Genomic DNA, 17,418 nt, shown 5'->3' on the forward strand with positions numbered 1-17,418 from the left:
TTGCTTATTTTACTTCTTTTTTTACAATGGGTTCCATTCCGTTCGAATTTTTACGAAGGAATAGAGTTAAAATACATGCCACAACACTAGAAATCGCTGCAACCATAAAGGCTATTTCAATTCCGTGTACAAGAACATGGTTAGCGATTTGTTCTTTCGTTTTGCCTACCACATCACTTGCGGTTAGTGTTTTAGCAAAGGACGCTGAACTTTTTGACATTACAGTGATTAAAGCAGCTGTTCCAATTGATCCGGCAACTTGTCGCATGGTATTAAACATTGCCGATCCATGTGAAGCGAGTGAAAGTGGTAATGAATTTAAAGCAGCTGTTTGTAAAGGCATCATGACCATTGCCATACCACTCGCTCGGATAGTTTGAACGATCATAATATACATCAGTGTGGTTGATTCATTCATATTAGTAAACATGAAGGTCGTGACGGCCATGATAATAAGACCAAGAAGGGAAAGATACTTCGCGCCAAATTTATCAAATAGTACACCTGTTACAGGTGATAAAATAGCTGTCATCAGTGCACCAGGAAGCAGGACAAGTCCAGAATCAAGCGGAGAAAATCCGCGTACGTTTTGCAAATAAATTGGTAAGAGTAACATGCCCCCAAAAAGTCCCATCACAACAAAAAAACTAATAATCGTAGTTAAAGTAAAAGTCGTGTTTTTAAAAACTTTAAAATTGAGTAAAGGCGTTTCTTTTTTACCTTCATAAAAAACAAAGAACGTAAGAGTAACCATGCCTAGTAAAATAAAGCCAAGTACATTCATTGTTAGCCAGTCGTGATCCCCAGCGTTACTAAAGCCAAGTAGCAAACTACCAAACCCGATCGTCGAGAAAATAACACCCCAGAAATCAAGCTTTGGAAATGTCCGTTTTCCGACATCGCTAAGAAGAAAAGCTGCAACAATGACATCTAAAATGGCAAAAGGCACGATTAAAAGAAATAAATCACGCCAATCGAATTGTTGGACAATCCAACCGGAAAGCGTTGGACCAATAGCAGGCGCAAAGTTCATCGCAAGGCCAATAAGCCCCATCGCCCGGCCCCTTCGTTCAAGCGGAAATAGGTTTAGAACCACGACTGTAAGTAATGGCATGACAACTCCTGCTCCAATAGCTTGAATCATTCTTCCAGCAATCAACATTGGGTAGTTTAATGCCAGTCCGCCTACAATAGTCCCAATTGCGAATGTAATCATCGCAAAAAGATATAACTGTCGAGTCGTAAATCTTTCAATTAAAAAAGCCGTAGTCGGGATCATAACGCCGTTTACAAGCATAAATCCTGTAGAAAGCCACTGCCCTTGACTTGCTGTAATATTGAAATCTTTCATGATGCTCGGCAAAGCAACGTTCATCAATGTTTGATTAAGGATTGTAACAAATGCCCCCATCAACATCACGATTAAAATTCCATTACGTTTAACCCCTGCCGCATGTGCTTTCATATTCATTCTTTGATCCCTCTCTCTAAAATTTCTATGATTCGTTTATGAGTCTCTAACATGGATAAAAGGGATTCTTCCCCTACATCAAGAAGTGGTTCGAGTCGGTCAAAAAAGAGCGCATACGTTTCTGCAGTCTTTCGTTCCCCGAGTTTTGTTAATTCAAGATTTAATGTGCGTCTGTTGTCTTCAACACGATTTCGCATTAAAAAATCCGCCCTAACAAGGCGGTCAACAATTCCAGAAGCAGTACTTTTCGAGACTTTCATTCGTTCCGCTAGTTCGCCAAGTGTCAAATGTGGTTCACGCTTTAACGTACTTAATGCAATTAACTGGGCAGTTGTGATCTCTTTTTTATCAGACTCCTCAGACAAGATCTGATGTGTTTTTTTGGAAACTTCTCGAAATGACAAGACAATTTCTCGAATCAACTTATCATCCATGTTCTTTCCTCCTTCAAACTGTTCGTTTGCGAATCGTTCGCACACGAACGATCAGCATATTATATTATACACTTCTCGTAATTATTGTCAACACTTTCTGAATGGATATTTTTTTTGAGAGCGCGCTCATTTTTACACACAAAAAAAGAGAAGGTCTCCCTTCTCTCCTCTATATTAGCGAACCGTTACAAATTCGCCACAAGATGCTACAATTTCGGCTTCAAATAATTCATGTACTTTTTTCGTAACTGGCCCTCTGCTTCCATTTCCAATTACTGAATCATCAACTTGTGTAATTGGCGTAACTTCAAGTGTTGTACTTGAAATAAAGACTTCATCTGCTGCCTTTAATTCTTCAAGAGAAAAATCTCTCTCTTCAACTGGGAAACCGCCTTTTTTCGCTGCATCAATGATGACTTGGCGAGTAATGCCATTTAAAATTAAATTGTCCGCAGCATGCGTCAACAAAACGCTATCTTTAACTATAAAAACGTTTGAAGCAGAGCACTCCGTCACGGTGCCGCCTCGATGTAAAATAGCTTCTAGTGCACCAGCCCGGTGTGCTTTATTTTTGGCTAAAATATTTCCAAGTAAGCTGATACTCTTGATATCGCAACGTAACCAGCGGATATCTTCATCAGTTATCGCTCGCCCACCTTCTACAAAGAGTGCTTCATCCCGTGGAACTTCACGAGCAGAAGCTGTTAAGATGCCCTCAAGTGGAAAATCGTCAGGAATAATATGATTTCTCGGAATTTGGATGCCGCGAGTTACTTGCAGGTAAATGTTTCCAGTATGAATATTGTTTTCTTTTGCAAGCTTTTGTAACAAGTTTCTTAAGACATCCTTTGCGTAAGGAATGACAAGGTCGATCTTGGCTGCGCTTTCGTACAAGCGATCAATATGTTCATCAAATGTAAAAAACTGACCGTTGTAAAGACGAACAACTTCATAGACTCCATCTCCAAACTGATAGCCACGGTCTTCCATGTCAATAGCAACACTTTCTCGCTCTACGATTTTATCATTGACTAGTACTTTCATCTTCGTCACTCCTTCAATTTAATAAAAGACTGCTACAGGGTACAGAAAAGCACCTGCAGCAGTAAAATTTTTCTTATTATACCTCTTATTTTGCCAATTTGTAAAGAGCTTCTGCATAGATAGCAGCCGCTTTTAGCAAATCATCAAAATAACTAAATTCATCTTTTTGGTGCATCGTATCTTCACGACCTGGGAACAAAGCGCCAAATGCAACGCCTGTTTCAAGGTGACGTGCATAGGTTCCACCACCGATTGCAAGGAGAGTTGCTTCTTCCCCTGTTTGTTCTGTATAAACTTGTTGCAAGGTTTGAATTAATGGGTGATCTTCTGGAACAAATAATGGTTTAGAATCATCATAATGTGTGTACTCTCCATTGTATTCTAAAACAACAGTTTCCATTTTATTTTTGAGCTTGTCCATATCAGCAGTTACTGGATAACGGAAATTTAGTCCAAATGTTCCACCTTCTACTTGATCGTAACGCAAAATACCGACATTCATTGTCAGTTCGCCACTTTCTTTGTCTTCGTAGTTGATTCCAAGTTTTGTTGCACGCGAATCGTTGAAAAGATAATCTCTTCCAAAAGTTACAAAGTCTCTCGCTGTTCCAGTTAACTCAAATTTCCCAAGGAAAGCAACAAGAAGAAGTCCCGCATTTACACCATTATTAGGTTCCATTGCATGCGCAGATTTTCCGACAATCGAAAGTGTGATATTTTTCTCAGTGACACTAAAATCACCTGTCACATCATGACTTTTAAGGAAGTTTTCAAATTCTTGTTTCAAGCCATCATTATCTTGAACTTCACTAAGGACAGCTTTTGCATGATCGGGCACCATATTATACCGCGCACCTGATTCGAGTGACTCAAGTTTAAAGGCTTCATAACCATCATTTTCGCTTTTCTTGAAGGAAACATCTAGTTCAGAAATCCCTTTTTCAGCATGAATAATTGGAAACTCAGCATCTGGCACAAATGCCATTGTTGGTTGTTCTTCCGTTTCAAAGTAGCGCTCCACACAGCTCATGCCACTTTCTTCATCAGAACCAACAATCACACGAATCCGTTTTGAAAGCGGAAGTCCAAGCTCTTTCACGATTTTAAGTGCATAATAACCAGCGATTGTTGGACCTTTATCATCTGCAACTCCACGAGCAAAAAGTTTTCCGTCTTTTAAAACAGGATCAAAAGGATCATTTGACCAACCATCCCCAACAGGAACAACATCCACGTGTCCAAGCACACCGACAAGCTCTTTTCCTTCGCCGTATTCGATGTGCCCCGCAACATTTCCTACTTCCTTCGTCGTGAACCCATCTTTTTTACCTAGCTCGATCATATAGTCCAATGCTCTTTTAACATCAGGGCCAAAAGGAGCGTCAGGTGTTTTTGCGTCGTCGTCACGGACACTTGGGATACGAAGTAAACCTTCTAAATCCTTTAGAAAATCCTCTCTTCGTTTTTCAATTTCTTCTTGCCAGTTAATTTCGCTCATATCGTTCATTCCTTCCATCATTAACTTCTGCCCTTCCATTGTACCCCCTTTTCCCGAGAGAGAAAAGCAGAAACTGTTTAATTTGACTTAAATTATTTCATAAATTCAATAATTGAATCGAAATTCCAATGGCTCATTTGCTTACTATACGCAATATCTAAATCGTTTAAACCATTTTCAGAAAGCTAGAGCCACTTATATGATTGATGCTCTCTAGATAGATGTATCTCTTTTATATTCTCAGTTTTTACCAAATAGAAAACACCTGAAATTTGATAATCAGGAAAAATTACGTTCCACGTATCATACAATAGAACTGGTGATGCACCTAGCCCCGTTTCTTCAAACACTTCGCGTATAAGACACTCCCTTTGCGTTTCACCGTATTCCATTTTTCCGCCGGGAAGATCATAAACCTCTTGTTCCATTCCCGATTTTTTTAAACCAAGAAAGGAATTCCCTTGAATAATAACAGCTTTTACCGCCGGAATGACAGGTTTCATTTTACAATTCCCTCCTTCTTTCGATAAAATGAAGTTGGATCATTAAATGTATTGTAACGCCCGTATTTTAGAAAATCCAATTTTTACGAAGGAGCGTGAATTCCAATGAAAAAAATCACCCCAAAATCCATTAGTGGTTTTATTACAAAGCGAGACGATGAGGGCTACAAAAATTTATACGGAAAAGTGTTAATCATAGCCGGAAACGAGATGTATGGCGGTGCTGGAATTCTTGCTGCACAAGGTGCCGTTTACAGTGGTGCTGGACTTACAACACTCGCAAGCCATCCGGTAAATCGTTCCGCCCTACACGCGAGACTTCCTGAATGTATGTTTTTAGATTGGACGAATCATGATGAGTTAGTTCGCTTACTGCCTACTTTTGATACTGTTTTGGTCGGCCCTGGACTCGGTCTTGACGGCGAAGCCTATCGCCTAATGGAGATCGTTTTAAGTGGCGTTAAAAAGGAGCAAAACCTTATTATTGATGGCGACGGGATTACACTTTATGCTCAAGAAGATTTACCGAAGCCTCGTGCCGCTTTGTTTTTCACTCCACATGCTGGCGAATGGAAACGTCTTGTTAACTGTACACCAGATGCAGAAAATAACCTCGAATGTGCAGAACTCCTCCAAGCTGTAGTCATTTTAAAAGGACACCGGACAAAGGTTTATGCGGAAGACGAAATCTGGTTAAATATGTATGGATCAGCTGCCATGGCAACTGGCGGCATGGGGGATACGCTCGCAGGAATTATTGCAGGTCTAATGAAACAGGCTTCTACCCCACTTGGAGGCGTTTTATCTGGTGTTTTTTTTCACAGTTATATTGGCGACACTTTAGCAAAAAAACGTTTTATTGTTTTACCAAGTGATATTGCCAAAGAACTCCCTTACTATTTGAAGATCTTTAGTGAAATGTCTGACACCCCTTATCCTTAATGAGGAGGAAATCAACATGGTAAAACTGAATATTATCGGGCCACCTGGTTCTGGAAAATCAACGCTTGCACGAAAACTTGGAAAAGCCGTCAATCTTTCACCCATTCATCTTGATAGCCTTTATTTTAAGCCTGGCTGGGTGGAAATCTCTAAGCAGGAATTATGCGAAAAGGTTCAGCTGTTGATCACACAACACAAAGAGTGGATTATGGAAGGTAACTATACGGAGACTTGGTCAAAACGCTTCCAAGAAGCTAATTTGACAGTCTTCTTGGATTTACCTAGACGAATTTATTTTTACCGTGTTCTAAAACGAAATCTATTAAGTCTCGGAAAAGTTCGTCCTGATTCTGCACAAGGTTGCCCAGAACGGATTGATTTTTCTTTCTACAAGTATGTTCTAGATTATCCGAAAAAACGCAAAGCGATCCTCAGAAAATTAGCCGAAGTTCCAGAAGAGAAACTTGTTGTCTTAAAAAGCACTCGGGAAATTGAGCGGTTTCTAATGGTGTATAGCAAGCAAAAAGTTTGAAGCTAGATTACGCAAAAAGCTTTCGTGCCTTGGCACGAAAGCTTTTTTATTTGATTCCCAGTTTTTCACGGACACGTGTTCCTCTTGGTCCAAACAATTTGTCTGAAAGATGTAGTTTAAAGGCAAGTAGCGCATAAGTAACGGCCCCGACTCCTCCACACAAAAGAATTAGGAAAAACGCTGTAATTTTGTGGTCCGGACTTAAAATATGTGCAAGTGGGAAATAGAAAATACCCACAACAAGTGACATAATCAAGGTTAAAAAAGAAAATAAGGTCACACGCCTTGCAATAAGGGCAAAAGAAAAATGTGCATAGCGTTTAATAATCATAATCATAAAGATACAAGAAACTGCATACCCAAGCCCTGTGGCTAGAACAGAACCTTTGGCTTCAAACAACATAACAAGTGGCATTTGTAAAACGGACTTTGTGAGTAAACCTAACAATAGACCTAACACAGTGAATCGTTGCTCATCAATTCCTTGCAAAACGGCAGCTGTTACGCTAAAAAGTGAAAAAAGAATCGCAAATGGTGCGGAAAACTGTAAGAGCGCTGTTCCGGCATCACTTGCTTGGAAAAAGACAGTGAAAAGCGGACGAGCTAGCAAAGTAATCCCAATACATGCCGGAATCGTCAGAAACAACAAGATTTGAAATACATCATTTAACTGACGTTTCACTTGTTCATGCTCTTTTCTAACATAAGCGGCTGTAACAAGCGGAACTAATGCCATTGAAAAAGCAATCGCAAGCGTTCCTGGAATCAAAATAAGCTTCTGGATATCAAAGTTAATAATCGCAACATAGCTATTGACTTTGTGAGCGGAAAGCCCTATATACTGCAGGACGCGCCCAAGTGTAAATTGGTCAATCAGCTGATAGAGTGAAGTTGCAGAACCGACAATAATAAAAGGAATAGCTGACAAAATAATTTGCTTGTAAAGCGTTGGAATGGATACTCGAAGCTCTCCTCTGTCTTCTAGAAGCATTTGATCGAGTCCCTTTTTTCGTTTAGTGAAATACCACATCAAAATAGCTAAACTTGCAAGGGCTCCAACGAATGCAGAAAATGTAGCTAAACTAATAGCTGTCACAACCGAACCTTTGACGATATACATAACAACAAACGTGCTGCCAAGTAAAAAAGCAATCCGAACGATTTGCTCGACAACTTGCGAAACAGCCGAGGGACCCATTGAATTGTATCCTTGGAAAAAACCACGCAATAAGCTCATTACAGGAATAATAAGAAGTGCGAAGCTCACTGCACGAATCACTCGGATACCATCTTCAAGACTATACCCTCCCTCTAATTGTTGCAGACTAGCAAGGAAAGGTGCAAGAGAATACATCGCGATAAAACAAATGATACCAGAAAGAATCATTAAGTAAACGCCAGTTTTAAATAATCGTCGTCCGATTTTATACTCTTCCATCGCATTATATTTGGCAATATATTTAGCAATGGCAAGTGGAATTCCTGCTGTTGCTACACTCAAAAAAAGTTGATACGGCACATAGCCAAAGTTATATAGTAATGCCGGTTTATCTCCGCCAATAATAGCGTAAAACGGGATAACGTACAAAATCCCGAGCACTTTAGAAATCAGTGTCCCGAGAGTTAAGATAAATGTTCCGCGAAGTAATTTCGAACCCATCCTTAAACTTCCTTTACTTTAATTTAAAATAATCTCTTGTCTACTTTACCATTTAATGATTTAAAAAAAAAGAAGGAACTAAAAAAGAACAGGAAAAAGCTGCTCTTTTTAGTGGCGTTCAACTTTTTTTATCGAATAAGCAGAAGCAATTCCTAAAATAATAAGCATAAGTGGCACAAGCACACCTTGCAGAGAAAAGCCACCATTTACAATGCCTAAAATGACGGAAAAAATCATGTAAGCAATATATAGAAATTGAACGATTATGCTTGTTGTGACACCCTTTCGAAGTCGTCTGTAAACAACGAAAAATAAAACAGTAAATAATAGAAAACAAATGATATTGATAGATGTATTGATGAGTGCTTCTCGAATAATGGTTTGCGAGACTTTCATAGCTGGTAAGGTCAAAAGTACTGATACAAAACCGATGATGGCAAGCAGTGCCTGAAGAAGTGAAAGTAAGGCGATAATCAGTGAGATCGTTTTGGCTTGTTTTAAATACATTTCTTGCACGTTTTTCCTCTCCTTTATTACTAGAAACTTTACCATAGCTACCCTTTCTCGGTCAATCCTAACATGGAAAACCAAAAAGGATAAAAGACCTAACAAAGACCTCTCTTTTAGTTCAATCGACTTAAATTCTATATATTTGTGAATGTTTTCACGTGAAACTATTTACAAACTTTTTTTGCTAAGTTATACTATGTTTGTAATTAAGATAATACATCAAAAGAAATGAGGCAAAGTCGACTGCCACAATTTTTTTTGAGCAGCAGGGACAACAAATGTCTTACTTGGACGAAAAAAGTCCCTAAGATTAGGAGGAAAAGAAAATGGCGATTAAAGAAGAAACAAGTCGTGAAATTCTAGAAGTTCAAAAAATGATTGATAAGCTTGCAACTAATGGACAAAATGCTCTCAAAGAATTCGAAAGCTTTACTCAAGAGCAAATTGATCATATTGTTCACGCCATGGCACTTGCCGGACTTGATCAGCATATGCCGCTTGCAAAGATGGCGATTGAAGAAACTGGTCGTGGTTTATATGAAGATAAATGTATTAAAAATATTTTTGCAACTGAATATATTTGGAATAATATCAAAAATGATAAAACAGTTGGGATTATTAATGAAGATAAACAAAATGGAGTTATTGAAATCGCTGAGCCTGTGGGAGTTATCGCTGGCGTCACACCTGTAACGAATCCGACTTCTACCACTCTATTTAAAGCCATTATTGCGATTAAAACCAGAAATCCTATCATCTTTGCTTTCCATCCAAGTGCACAAAACTGTTCGGCTGAAGCTGCACGTGTTGTTTATGAAGCTGCTGTAAAAGCTGGCGCACCCAAACACTGTGTGCAGTGGATTGAAAAGCCTGCAATTGAAGCGACAAAACAATTGATGAATCACGATCAAGTTTCTCTTGTGCTTGCAACTGGTGGTGCTGGCATGGTGAAATCTGCTTATTCAACAGGAAAACCCGCACTCGGCGTTGGTCCTGGTAACGTTCCTGCTTACATTGATAAAACGGCTAAAATCAAACGTGCCGTAAACGATATTATTTTATCCAAATCTTTTGACCAGGGTATGATTTGTGCATCTGAACAAGCTGTCATTGTTGATAAAGAAATCGTGAAAGCGGTCAAAGAAGAGTTTCTTGCTAATGATTGTTATTTTGTAAAAGGAACTGAATTTAAAAAATTAGAAAGTTATGTCATTCATCCTGAAACGGGTTCGCTTAATCCAAATGTAGTTGGAAAATCCCCTGCTTGGATCGCTGAGCAAGCTGGATTTAAAGTTCCAGAAACTACTAAAATTTTAATTGCAGAAATTAAAGGGGTCGGAAAAAACTACCCTCTTTCTCATGAAAAACTTAGTCCAGTTCTTGCTTTTATTGAAGCAAAAGGGCAAAAAGAAGCATTTGACCGTGCTGAAGAAATGCTTGAATTTGGTGGTTTAGGACACTCTGCTGTTATTCATTCAACAGATAAAGAAGCTCAAAAAGCATTTGGTCTGCGTATGAAGGCTTGCCGTATCATTGTGAACGCACCTTCTGCACAAGGTGGGATTGGTGATATCTATAATGGATTTATTCCATCACTAACCCTAGGATGCGGGTCTTATGGGAAAAATTCCGTTTCTCAAAATGTTAGCGCCACTAACCTTCTAAATGTTAAACGAATCGCAGATCGGAGAAATAATATGCAATGGTTCAAGCTTCCACCTAAAATTTTCTTTGAAAAATATTCCACTCAATATTTACAAAAAATGGAAAATGTAAATCGAGTTTTCATTGTAACGGACCCTGGAATGGTTGAATTTAAATATGTGGATGTCGTAATTGATCACTTAAATCGTCGCCAAAACGAAGTAGCTTGCCAAGTCTTCGCTGATGTTGAGCCTGATCCTTCCGATGTAACTGTCTATAAAGGTGCTGAAATGATGAAAGACTTCAAACCGGATTGTATCATCGCGCTTGGTGGCGGTTCTGCGATGGATGCTGCAAAAGGAATGTGGCTTTTCTATGAACATCCGGAAGCTTCATTCTTTGGACTTAAGCAAAAATTCTTGGATATTCGCAAACGGACTTTCAAATATCCAAAATTAGGTGAAAAAGCTAAATTTGTTGCTATTCCAACAACCAGTGGTACGGGGTCTGAAGTAACGCCGTTCGCAGTCATCACTGATAAAGAAAACAACATTAAATATCCGCTTGCAGACTATGAATTAACACCGGATGTAGCCATTGTCGATAGTCAATATGTAACCACTGTTCCAGCGCATATCACTGCCGATACTGGAATGGATGTACTAACACATGCAATTGAGTCTTATGTTTCAGTCATGGCGAGCGACTATACAAGAGGTCTTTCTATCCGCGCTATTGAACTTGTTTTTGAAAATTTACGTGACTCTGTGCTTACTGGCGATGAAGATGCACGCGAAAAAATGCACAACGCTTCTGCCCTTGCAGGAATGGCATTTGCCAATGCTTTCTTAGGGATCAATCATAGTTTAGCTCACAAGATTGGGCCTGAATTCCACATTCCGCATGGTCGTGCCAATGCAATTTTAATGCCACATGTTATCCGGTATAATGCTGAAAAGCCAAGAAAACATGCCCTATTCCCTAAATATGAAAGCTTTAAAGCAGACGAAGATTATGCGCGAATTGCACGAATCATCGGGCTAAAAGCAAATACAACTAAAGAAGGTGTGGATTCCCTTATAGATGCAGTTATCAAGCTAGGAAAAGATGTTGGTATTGATATGAGTCTTAAAGGACAAAACGTGGCGAAAAAAGACTTTGACACGGTCGTTGACACACTTGCTGATCGAGCATTTATGGATCAATGTACAACTGCCAATCCAAAACAACCACTTGTAAGCGAACTAAAAGATATCTATATCAAAGCTTACCAAGGTGTTTAAGTTGTAAAGTAAGAGAGCTCTCCCCTCTTTCGTTTGAAGGAGGGGTTTTTCTCATACTCAAGTAGTAGATAAAATCAACCTTAGGCTTAATGCCCTGATTCTTTGATGTTAGTTATAATAAAATAGATTGATTAATAATTGTCTGAAGGAGTGAGAAAATGACGGAAACAGTATTGCAACTAGACAATGTCTCAAAAAAAATTGGGCAAAAAGAAATTGTACATAACATTAGCTTTGACGTTCGAAAAGGGGAAGTTTTTGGTTTACTCGGCCCAAATGGTGCTGGAAAAACAACCATTATTCGTTCCATTGTTCGATTAATCAAAAAAACAAGTGGCGAGGTGCACATCAGTGGTGTCAATGTCGATGAAAATTTTAAAGATGCCATAAAAAATGTCGGAGCGATTATCGAAAATCCAGAATTTTATATGTATATGTCTGGTTTTAACAACTTAAAGCAATTTGCACGAATGAGTCGCAAAGATATCCCACAAGAGCGTTTCGTGGAAATAGTGGAACAAGTCAAGCTCAGTCATGCTATTCACAATAAGGTAAAAACTTATTCACTAGGAATGCGGCAACGGCTTGGACTTGCCCAAGCACTTATTCATGAGCCAGATTTATTAATTCTTGACGAACCAACAAATGGTCTCGATCCACAAGGAATGCGCGAATTTCGTGAACTAATTCGGTCACTTGCACAAAATGGGACTTCTGTTTTGATTTCGAGTCATTTATTAAGTGAGATTCAGCAAATTACAGATCGCTTTGCTATTATCAATCATGGCAAGCTCACACACATTGAAAGCATGCACGATCTTGAAAAAGAAGCAAAAGTAACGATTCAGCTAGAAGTTTCTGATCCCGAGGCAGCTAAACTAGTATTAGAATCTCTTGATCTTGAAATAAAGGCACAAGTAGAGCAGCAGTTGACGCTAGAACTTGCTAGTGATGTCGTTCCTGAAATTGCCCGCTCACTAGTAAAAGCTAATATTGACATTTTGGAGCTTGCAAAAGTTCATGTTTCACTTGAAGATCGCTTCTTAGCGTTAACGAACGGGGGAGAACCTAAATGAACTTAATAAAAAATGAATGGCAAAAATTATTGCTTCGTAAATCCAGCTGGATCATGCAACTTGTTCTCGTTCTCATGGTTTTTTTAATGGCACTGCTACTATTCTTTGTTAATAAAACGATCAATACCTCTGAGGGTTCAGGAGAAGCTCCTCGTGGTGTTACCCAGCATTTTGATGCTTCTGGTCAGCCCATTTCTGAAGATCAATATAATAGTATCGCTAAAAACGATAGTGAAAAGGCAAAGCAAATTCGAACAGAAGTACTTTCGCCAAAAGATTCTGTATCCGCTTTGAAAATGCAAAAAAAAGCAGTCACTGATAAACAAACTAAGGAAGAGCTACAGCGGCAAATTGATTACTATCAAGTTTATGCCGATAAAGGAAAAACACCTCTTGAATCCGCTGGAGGACCAGATGGTGCCCAATTTTTCGGAAGTTTAGCTCAAGAAGCTAGTATTGCAACAATTTTAGTTGTTATCATAGCGAGTACCATTGTCGCCTCTGAGTTTTCTGGCGGAACAATCAAATTGCTTCTAACGCGACCTTATTCTCGTTCACAAGTTCTTGCATCGAAACTGATCATATGTATTATTTATGCAGTAATTTCAAGTATTGTACTATTCGTGTCTTCCTTGCTCTTTTCACTTATGCTTGGTAGCGAGTCATACAGCTTACCGCTCGCTCCAGCGACCGGTTCACTTAACGCATATGAGATGGCACTAAAACTAACTGGGACAAATTTTGTCTTAATGCTCACTTTCTTGAGTATTGCTTTTCTGTTCTCTTCCGTTGTTCGTTCGCAAGCACTCGCTGTCGGAGTTGGGATTGGAGCCCTATTTTCTGGAAACATCATCGCTACCTTTCTTCCGCTTGCCATTGCTAAATATGACTGGTTAAAATGGCTAATCTTTAACCTCTTCCAACTGAACTCAATGGCTCTTGGAAATGAAGTTGCCGGCGGTCTTGCAATGTGGCAAGTGATACTTACCTTATTTGCTTATATCATTGTTATTCTTGGATTTACCTTTTATATCTTTAAAAAGCGAGATGTCGCTTTAAGTTAATTAAAAAACGAGAGGAAACCATTCGCAGGTTTCCTCTTTTTTAGACTTGATTTAAACTATGCAGCGGGCAAGAAAGAACGTGATCGTCTAGCACCCCAACAGCCTGCAGATACGAATAAATAATAACGGGTCCAACAAATTTAAAGCCTCGTTTTTTCATATCGCGACTTACTCGCTCAGATAGTTCATCTTGTGCTGGCATATCTGCTTCACTTTCAAACTGGTGAATCACCCGTTTATGACTTGTAAAGTGCCAAATATAGGAAGAAAATGACCCGAACTCTGCTTGAACTTTAAGCGCTGCCTTGGCATTCGTTTTAACAGCTTGGATTTTTAAACGATTGCGAATTATTCCTTCATCGTGACGTAGTTCTTCCAATTCTTCTTCCGAAAGATTCGCACACTTTTCGATATCAAAATGAGCAAACGCTCTTTTGTACGCTTCCCGTTTATTTAAAATAGTTCGCCATGAAAGCCCAGCTTGTGCTCCCTCTAAATTCAACATTTCAAATAAATAGCGATCGTCATAACTTGGAACACACCATTCTTCATCATGATATTGTTGTTCACGTTCACTGCTTTTCGCCCAGTTACAGCCTGTTTCTTCTCCCACTCCTACCGCTCCCTTTCACTAATGAATTAAAATATAATATGTACTCATAAAAGCCGCAACAAAAAAACCACACAAGCAAAAAAGCAGACGTCCACTGCGTCGCTCCGTAATGCCAATTGTCAAACTTATAGCAATAAAAAGTAATAGTAAAAAACGATTTAAATGTAAATTCACACTAAAGAAAAGACAAACGCTTGCAAGAAACACCCCAAAAGCTACGACTACAATAATCTGCCAAGTACTTTTTTTCATTTCAATTCTCGCTTTCGTTAACATATCATTTATTATAGAACATTCGTTCTCTTTTTACAAGTCAAAAAGAAGGCAGTCGTTACCCGTAAACTGCCTTCTTTTTTAAATCAACTTAATTTTTCACGCAAGACCATCGGTAAAATTCCACCATTGCGATAGTAATCAATTTCTACTTCAGAATCAAACCGTACGACCGCATCAAAAGTTTTAAACGAACCGTCTTCTGAAACTGCTGTCACCTTGACTAGGCTTTTCGGCTTAACTGATTCTCCCACTTCGACAGAGATTGTTTCACGTCCAGTCAGACCAAGTGTTTCTGCACTCTCGCCTGCCAAAAATTGTAGAGGCAAAACCCCCATCCTGACAAGGTTCGACCGGTGTATCCGTTCATAGCTTTTGGCAATCACAGTCTTAATGCCAAGCAAGTTTGTTCCTTTTGCTGCCCAGTCACGTGAAGAGCCCATTCCATAATCATCGCCTGCTAAGATGACAAGCCCCGTACCAGTTTCTGCATATTTTTGAGCCGCATCGTAAATGGACATGACTTCTTCTGTTGGGAAATAAGTTGTATAGCCGCCTTCTGTTCCTTCAGCAATTTGATTTTTAATTCGAATATTAGCAAAGGTCCCGCGCATCATGACATCGTGATGTCCCCGTCTTGAGCCATAGGAATTGAAATCGCGAATCGCGACGCCCCGTTCACGCAAGAATTTTCCTGCCGGCGTATCCTTTCCAATCGCTCCCGCTGGTGAGATGTGGTCTGTTGTCACAGAATCGCCAAATTTTCCAATGACCCGAAGGCCTGAAAGTGGTTCAACAAGACCAGGCTCTTTTGATAGATATTCAAAAAATGGCGGGTTAGCAATATACGTCGATTCCTCATCCCAACTATAAAGAGGTTCGTCTGTTGTTTCGATTGCATTCCATGTTGAGTTATCGTCAAACACATGTGCATACTGTTCACGGAAAAGTTCTGGTGTGACAGTTTCTTTCACAAGCGCCTTCACTTCATCAGATGACGGCCAAATGTCTTTCAAATAATATTCTTTTCCGTCGTTTCCTCGCCCAATTGCTTCATTTTCCAGATCAATATCCGTTGTTCCTGCCAGTGCATAAGCCACGACAAGAGGAGGAGAAGCGAGAAAATTCGCTTTTACTAACGCGTGAATTCGTCCTTCGAAATTCCGATTCCCACTTAAAACAGCTGAAACAAGCAAGTCATTATCTAAAATCGCTTGTTCGATTTCTTCTTTTAAAGGTCCAGAGTTCCCAATGCAAGTTGTACAGCCATAACCTACTAAATCAAAGCCAAGTTTTTCTAAATAAGGTAGAAGCGCTGCTTTTTCTAAATATCCCGTTACAACCTTTGAACCTGGCGCTAAAGAAGTTTTTACATATTTAGGCACTTCAAGTCCTAACTCTACTGCACGCTTCGCAACAAGCCCTGCTGAAAGCATGACATATGGGTTAGATGTATTCGTACAACTTGTGATTGCGGCTATCGCAACAGCTCCTGTCCGCATGATTGATTCGTCACCATTACCGTAAATCACTTTCGCTTGTTTATCAAATTCACTAGGTTCAAGACCAAAACCTCGATTTCCAGCTGGTTTCGTAATCGAATCTTCAAAGGTTTGTTTCATTTTTGAAAGTGGAATTAAATCTTGTGGACGTTTCGGCCCAGATAAATTCGCTTCAATTTCAGCAAGATTAATCTCAACAATTTCAGTGTATTCAGGGTCTTCGGAAGTAAAAAACAAGTGATTGGTCTTAAGATATTCTTCTACAAGCTTGATTTGCGCTTCACTTCTACCCGTCAGTCGTAAATAATCAAGCGAATCCTGATCAACAGGGAAAAAGCCGCAAGTTGCTCCGTATTCAGGTGCCATATTCGCAACGGTTGCACGATCAGCTAATGGCAATGAAGAAATGCCTGGACCAAAGAATTCAACAAACTTACCCACTACTTTTTTCTCCCGTAAAACTTGGGTTACTTTTAGTGCAAAATCAGTTGCTGTCGCACCGTTTGGAAGCTCTCCAGTTAAACGCACACCAATAACTTCAGGAATAGCAAAATAAGAAGGTTGACCAAGCATGCCTGCTTCTGCTTCAATACCACCAACGCCCCATCCTAAGACGCCAAGCCCGTTGATCATCGTTGTATGACTATCCGTTCCAACCAAACTATCCGGATAAGCTGTAATCTCACCCCCAGTTTCTTTTTTCAGCACAACGCTTGCAAGATATTCCAAATTGACTTGGTGGACAATCCCCGTTGCTGGAGGAACTGCGCGATAATTGTCAAACGCCTTTTGTGCCCAATTTAAAAACTGATACCGTTCCATATTGCGTTTAAACTCAAGTTCCATATTGATCTTTAAAGCTTCAGGATTAGCATAACTATCGACTTGAACAGAGTGATCGACTACGAGATCCACTGGAATTTCTGGATTGATTTTTTCGGGATCCCCGCCCATATCGTGCATCGCTTTTCGAAGTGACGCCAGATCAACTACCGCTGGAACTCCAGTGAAATCCTGCAAAATAACACGTGCCGGTTTAAAAGGAACGTCTCCGTGATTTTCTTGCGGATTTTTTGACCAGTTTGCAAGGTTTTCAACATGCTGATCCGTTAACACGCGGCCATCATTTTGACGTAAAACAGATTCCAGTAACACTCGAATGGAATACGGCAATCGGTTAATTTTCACATTTGGATTTTCTTCAAGTACTTTCAAATCATAATAATAAATCGTTTCTCCATCCAACTCAAAGGATGTTTTGGCTTTTTCTTTCCAGTTCGTCATCTTCGTCTCCTCCTTAATCGAAGCGCTCTCTCTTTTATTGTACTGGAATCTAAGCGATAAGTAAACTAGGATAAACTTTTTCTTT

General features: G+C 39.5%; 15 protein-coding genes. 5 read left to right on the forward strand and 10 right to left on the reverse strand.

Annotation, left to right across the window (positions count from 1 at the left end; genetic code table 11):
• Positions 1-4 precede the first annotated feature (4 nt).
• The 5 genes from mdrM to HB912_RS04795 form a co-directional block, all read right to left on the reverse strand.
• Positions 5-1,471, reverse strand: a complete 1,467-nt coding sequence (mdrM, locus tag HB912_RS04775) for a multidrug efflux MFS transporter MdrM (protein ID WP_185372525.1) — start codon at positions 1,469-1,471, stop codon at positions 5-7.
• A complete protein-coding gene (locus HB912_RS04780; protein WP_185372527.1) occupies positions 1,468-1,905 on the reverse strand; it encodes a MarR family winged helix-turn-helix transcriptional regulator in 438 nt (145 codons plus the stop codon). The genes mdrM and HB912_RS04780 overlap by 4 nt, the downstream gene beginning before the upstream one ends.
• 174 nt (positions 1,906-2,079) lie before the next feature.
• Positions 2,080-2,949 (reverse strand): D-amino-acid transaminase, encoded by an 870-nt coding sequence (gene dat / locus HB912_RS04785; protein WP_185372529.1) that lies wholly within the window; start codon positions 2,947-2,949, stop codon positions 2,080-2,082.
• Between the two features lie 85 nt (positions 2,950-3,034).
• On the reverse strand, positions 3,035-4,447 hold the full coding sequence (gene pepV, locus HB912_RS04790) for a dipeptidase PepV (protein WP_185372892.1): 1,413 nt from the start codon (positions 4,445-4,447) through the stop codon (positions 3,035-3,037).
• A gap of 185 nt (positions 4,448-4,632) precedes the next feature.
• Positions 4,633-4,950: an NUDIX domain-containing protein gene (locus HB912_RS04795; RefSeq protein ID WP_244964415.1), complete on the reverse strand. Its 318-nt coding sequence runs from the start codon at positions 4,948-4,950 to the stop codon at positions 4,633-4,635.
• A gap of 105 nt (positions 4,951-5,055) precedes the next feature.
• On the opposite strand from HB912_RS04795, the gene HB912_RS04800 reads away from it, so the two are divergent.
• Both HB912_RS04800 and HB912_RS04805 read left to right on the forward strand, forming a co-directional pair.
• The gene (locus tag HB912_RS04800; protein ID WP_185372531.1) at positions 5,056-5,892 is read left to right on the forward strand and encodes an NAD(P)H-hydrate dehydratase; all 837 of its coding nucleotides are present in this window, start codon (positions 5,056-5,058) and stop codon (positions 5,890-5,892) included.
• A gap of 16 nt (positions 5,893-5,908) precedes the next feature.
• Positions 5,909-6,424, forward strand: coding sequence for a P-loop NTPase family protein (locus HB912_RS04805; protein WP_185372533.1), 516 nt, complete (start codon positions 5,909-5,911; stop codon positions 6,422-6,424).
• Between the two features lie 46 nt (positions 6,425-6,470).
• Here HB912_RS04805 and HB912_RS04810 read toward each other — a convergent pair whose 3' ends face one another.
• Positions 6,471-8,084, reverse strand: a complete 1,614-nt coding sequence (locus HB912_RS04810; protein WP_185372535.1) for a putative polysaccharide biosynthesis protein — start codon at positions 8,082-8,084, stop codon at positions 6,471-6,473.
• A gap of 108 nt (positions 8,085-8,192) precedes the next feature.
• Complete coding sequence (locus tag HB912_RS04815; protein ID WP_244964443.1) at positions 8,193-8,591, reverse strand: hypothetical protein; 399 nt, start codon at positions 8,589-8,591, stop codon at positions 8,193-8,195.
• Between the two features lie 329 nt (positions 8,592-8,920).
• Here HB912_RS04815 and adhE point away from each other — a divergent pair, with 329 nt between their 5' ends.
• From adhE to HB912_RS04830, 3 genes are all read left to right on the forward strand, one after another.
• The gene (gene adhE, locus HB912_RS04820) at positions 8,921-11,521 is read left to right on the forward strand and encodes a bifunctional acetaldehyde-CoA/alcohol dehydrogenase (RefSeq protein WP_185372539.1); all 2,601 of its coding nucleotides are present in this window, start codon (positions 8,921-8,923) and stop codon (positions 11,519-11,521) included.
• 158 nt (positions 11,522-11,679) lie between these two features.
• The gene (locus HB912_RS04825) at positions 11,680-12,597 is read left to right on the forward strand and encodes an ABC transporter ATP-binding protein (protein ID WP_185372541.1); all 918 of its coding nucleotides are present in this window, start codon (positions 11,680-11,682) and stop codon (positions 12,595-12,597) included.
• The gene (locus tag HB912_RS04830; protein WP_185372543.1) at positions 12,594-13,661 is read left to right on the forward strand and encodes an ABC transporter permease subunit; all 1,068 of its coding nucleotides are present in this window, start codon (positions 12,594-12,596) and stop codon (positions 13,659-13,661) included. The genes HB912_RS04825 and HB912_RS04830 overlap by 4 nt, the downstream gene beginning before the upstream one ends.
• A 40-nt stretch (positions 13,662-13,701) precedes the next feature.
• Here HB912_RS04830 and HB912_RS04835 read toward each other — a convergent pair whose 3' ends face one another.
• The 3 genes from HB912_RS04835 to acnA all read right to left on the reverse strand — a co-directional run bounded on the left by HB912_RS04835 (position 13,702) and on the right by acnA (position 17,333).
• Positions 13,702-14,274 (reverse strand): DNA-3-methyladenine glycosylase I, encoded by a 573-nt coding sequence (locus HB912_RS04835; protein ID WP_185372545.1) that lies wholly within the window; start codon positions 14,272-14,274, stop codon positions 13,702-13,704.
• 18 nt (positions 14,275-14,292) lie between these two features.
• A complete protein-coding gene (locus HB912_RS04840) occupies positions 14,293-14,526 on the reverse strand; it encodes a hypothetical protein (RefSeq protein ID WP_185372547.1) in 234 nt (77 codons plus the stop codon).
• Between the two features lie 107 nt (positions 14,527-14,633).
• Positions 14,634-17,333, reverse strand: a complete 2,700-nt coding sequence (gene acnA, locus HB912_RS04845) for an aconitate hydratase AcnA (RefSeq protein ID WP_185372549.1) — start codon at positions 17,331-17,333, stop codon at positions 14,634-14,636.
• Positions 17,334-17,418 lie beyond the last annotated feature (85 nt).

The sequence above is a fragment of the Listeria aquatica genome, from assembly GCF_014223975.1.
Lineage (GTDB): Bacteria > Bacillota > Bacilli > Lactobacillales > Listeriaceae > Listeria > Listeria aquatica.

What these genes read in the sequence shown, in the direction of transcription:
- pepV (WP_185372892.1), bottom strand. Translation starts at nt 4,447, where the DNA reads ATGAGCGAAATTAACTGGCAAGAAGAAATTGAAAAACGAAGAGAGGAT.
- HB912_RS04815 (WP_244964443.1), bottom strand. Translation starts at nt 8,591, where the DNA reads ATGTATTTAAAACAAGCCAAAACGATCTCACTGATTATCGCCTTACTT.
- HB912_RS04800 (WP_185372531.1), top strand. Translation starts at nt 5,056, where the DNA reads ATGAAAAAAATCACCCCAAAATCCATTAGTGGTTTTATTACAAAGCGA.
- adhE (WP_185372539.1), top strand. Translation starts at nt 8,921, where the DNA reads ATGGCGATTAAAGAAGAAACAAGTCGTGAAATTCTAGAAGTTCAAAAA.
- acnA (WP_185372549.1), bottom strand. Translation starts at nt 17,333, where the DNA reads ATGACGAACTGGAAAGAAAAAGCCAAAACATCCTTTGAGTTGGATGGA.
- HB912_RS04840 (WP_185372547.1), bottom strand. Translation starts at nt 14,526, where the DNA reads ATGAAAAAAAGTACTTGGCAGATTATTGTAGTCGTAGCTTTTGGGGTG.
- HB912_RS04830 (WP_185372543.1), top strand. Translation starts at nt 12,594, where the DNA reads ATGAACTTAATAAAAAATGAATGGCAAAAATTATTGCTTCGTAAATCC.
- HB912_RS04805 (WP_185372533.1), top strand. Translation starts at nt 5,909, where the DNA reads ATGGTAAAACTGAATATTATCGGGCCACCTGGTTCTGGAAAATCAACG.
- HB912_RS04825 (WP_185372541.1), top strand. Translation starts at nt 11,680, where the DNA reads ATGACGGAAACAGTATTGCAACTAGACAATGTCTCAAAAAAAATTGGG.
- HB912_RS04780 (WP_185372527.1), bottom strand. Translation starts at nt 1,905, where the DNA reads ATGGATGATAAGTTGATTCGAGAAATTGTCTTGTCATTTCGAGAAGTT.
- HB912_RS04795 (WP_244964415.1), bottom strand. Translation starts at nt 4,950, where the DNA reads ATGAAACCTGTCATTCCGGCGGTAAAAGCTGTTATTATTCAAGGGAAT.
- HB912_RS04810 (WP_185372535.1), bottom strand. Translation starts at nt 8,084, where the DNA reads ATGGGTTCGAAATTACTTCGCGGAACATTTATCTTAACTCTCGGGACA.
- mdrM (WP_185372525.1), bottom strand. Translation starts at nt 1,471, where the DNA reads ATGAATATGAAAGCACATGCGGCAGGGGTTAAACGTAATGGAATTTTA.
- dat (WP_185372529.1), bottom strand. Translation starts at nt 2,949, where the DNA reads ATGAAAGTACTAGTCAATGATAAAATCGTAGAGCGAGAAAGTGTTGCT.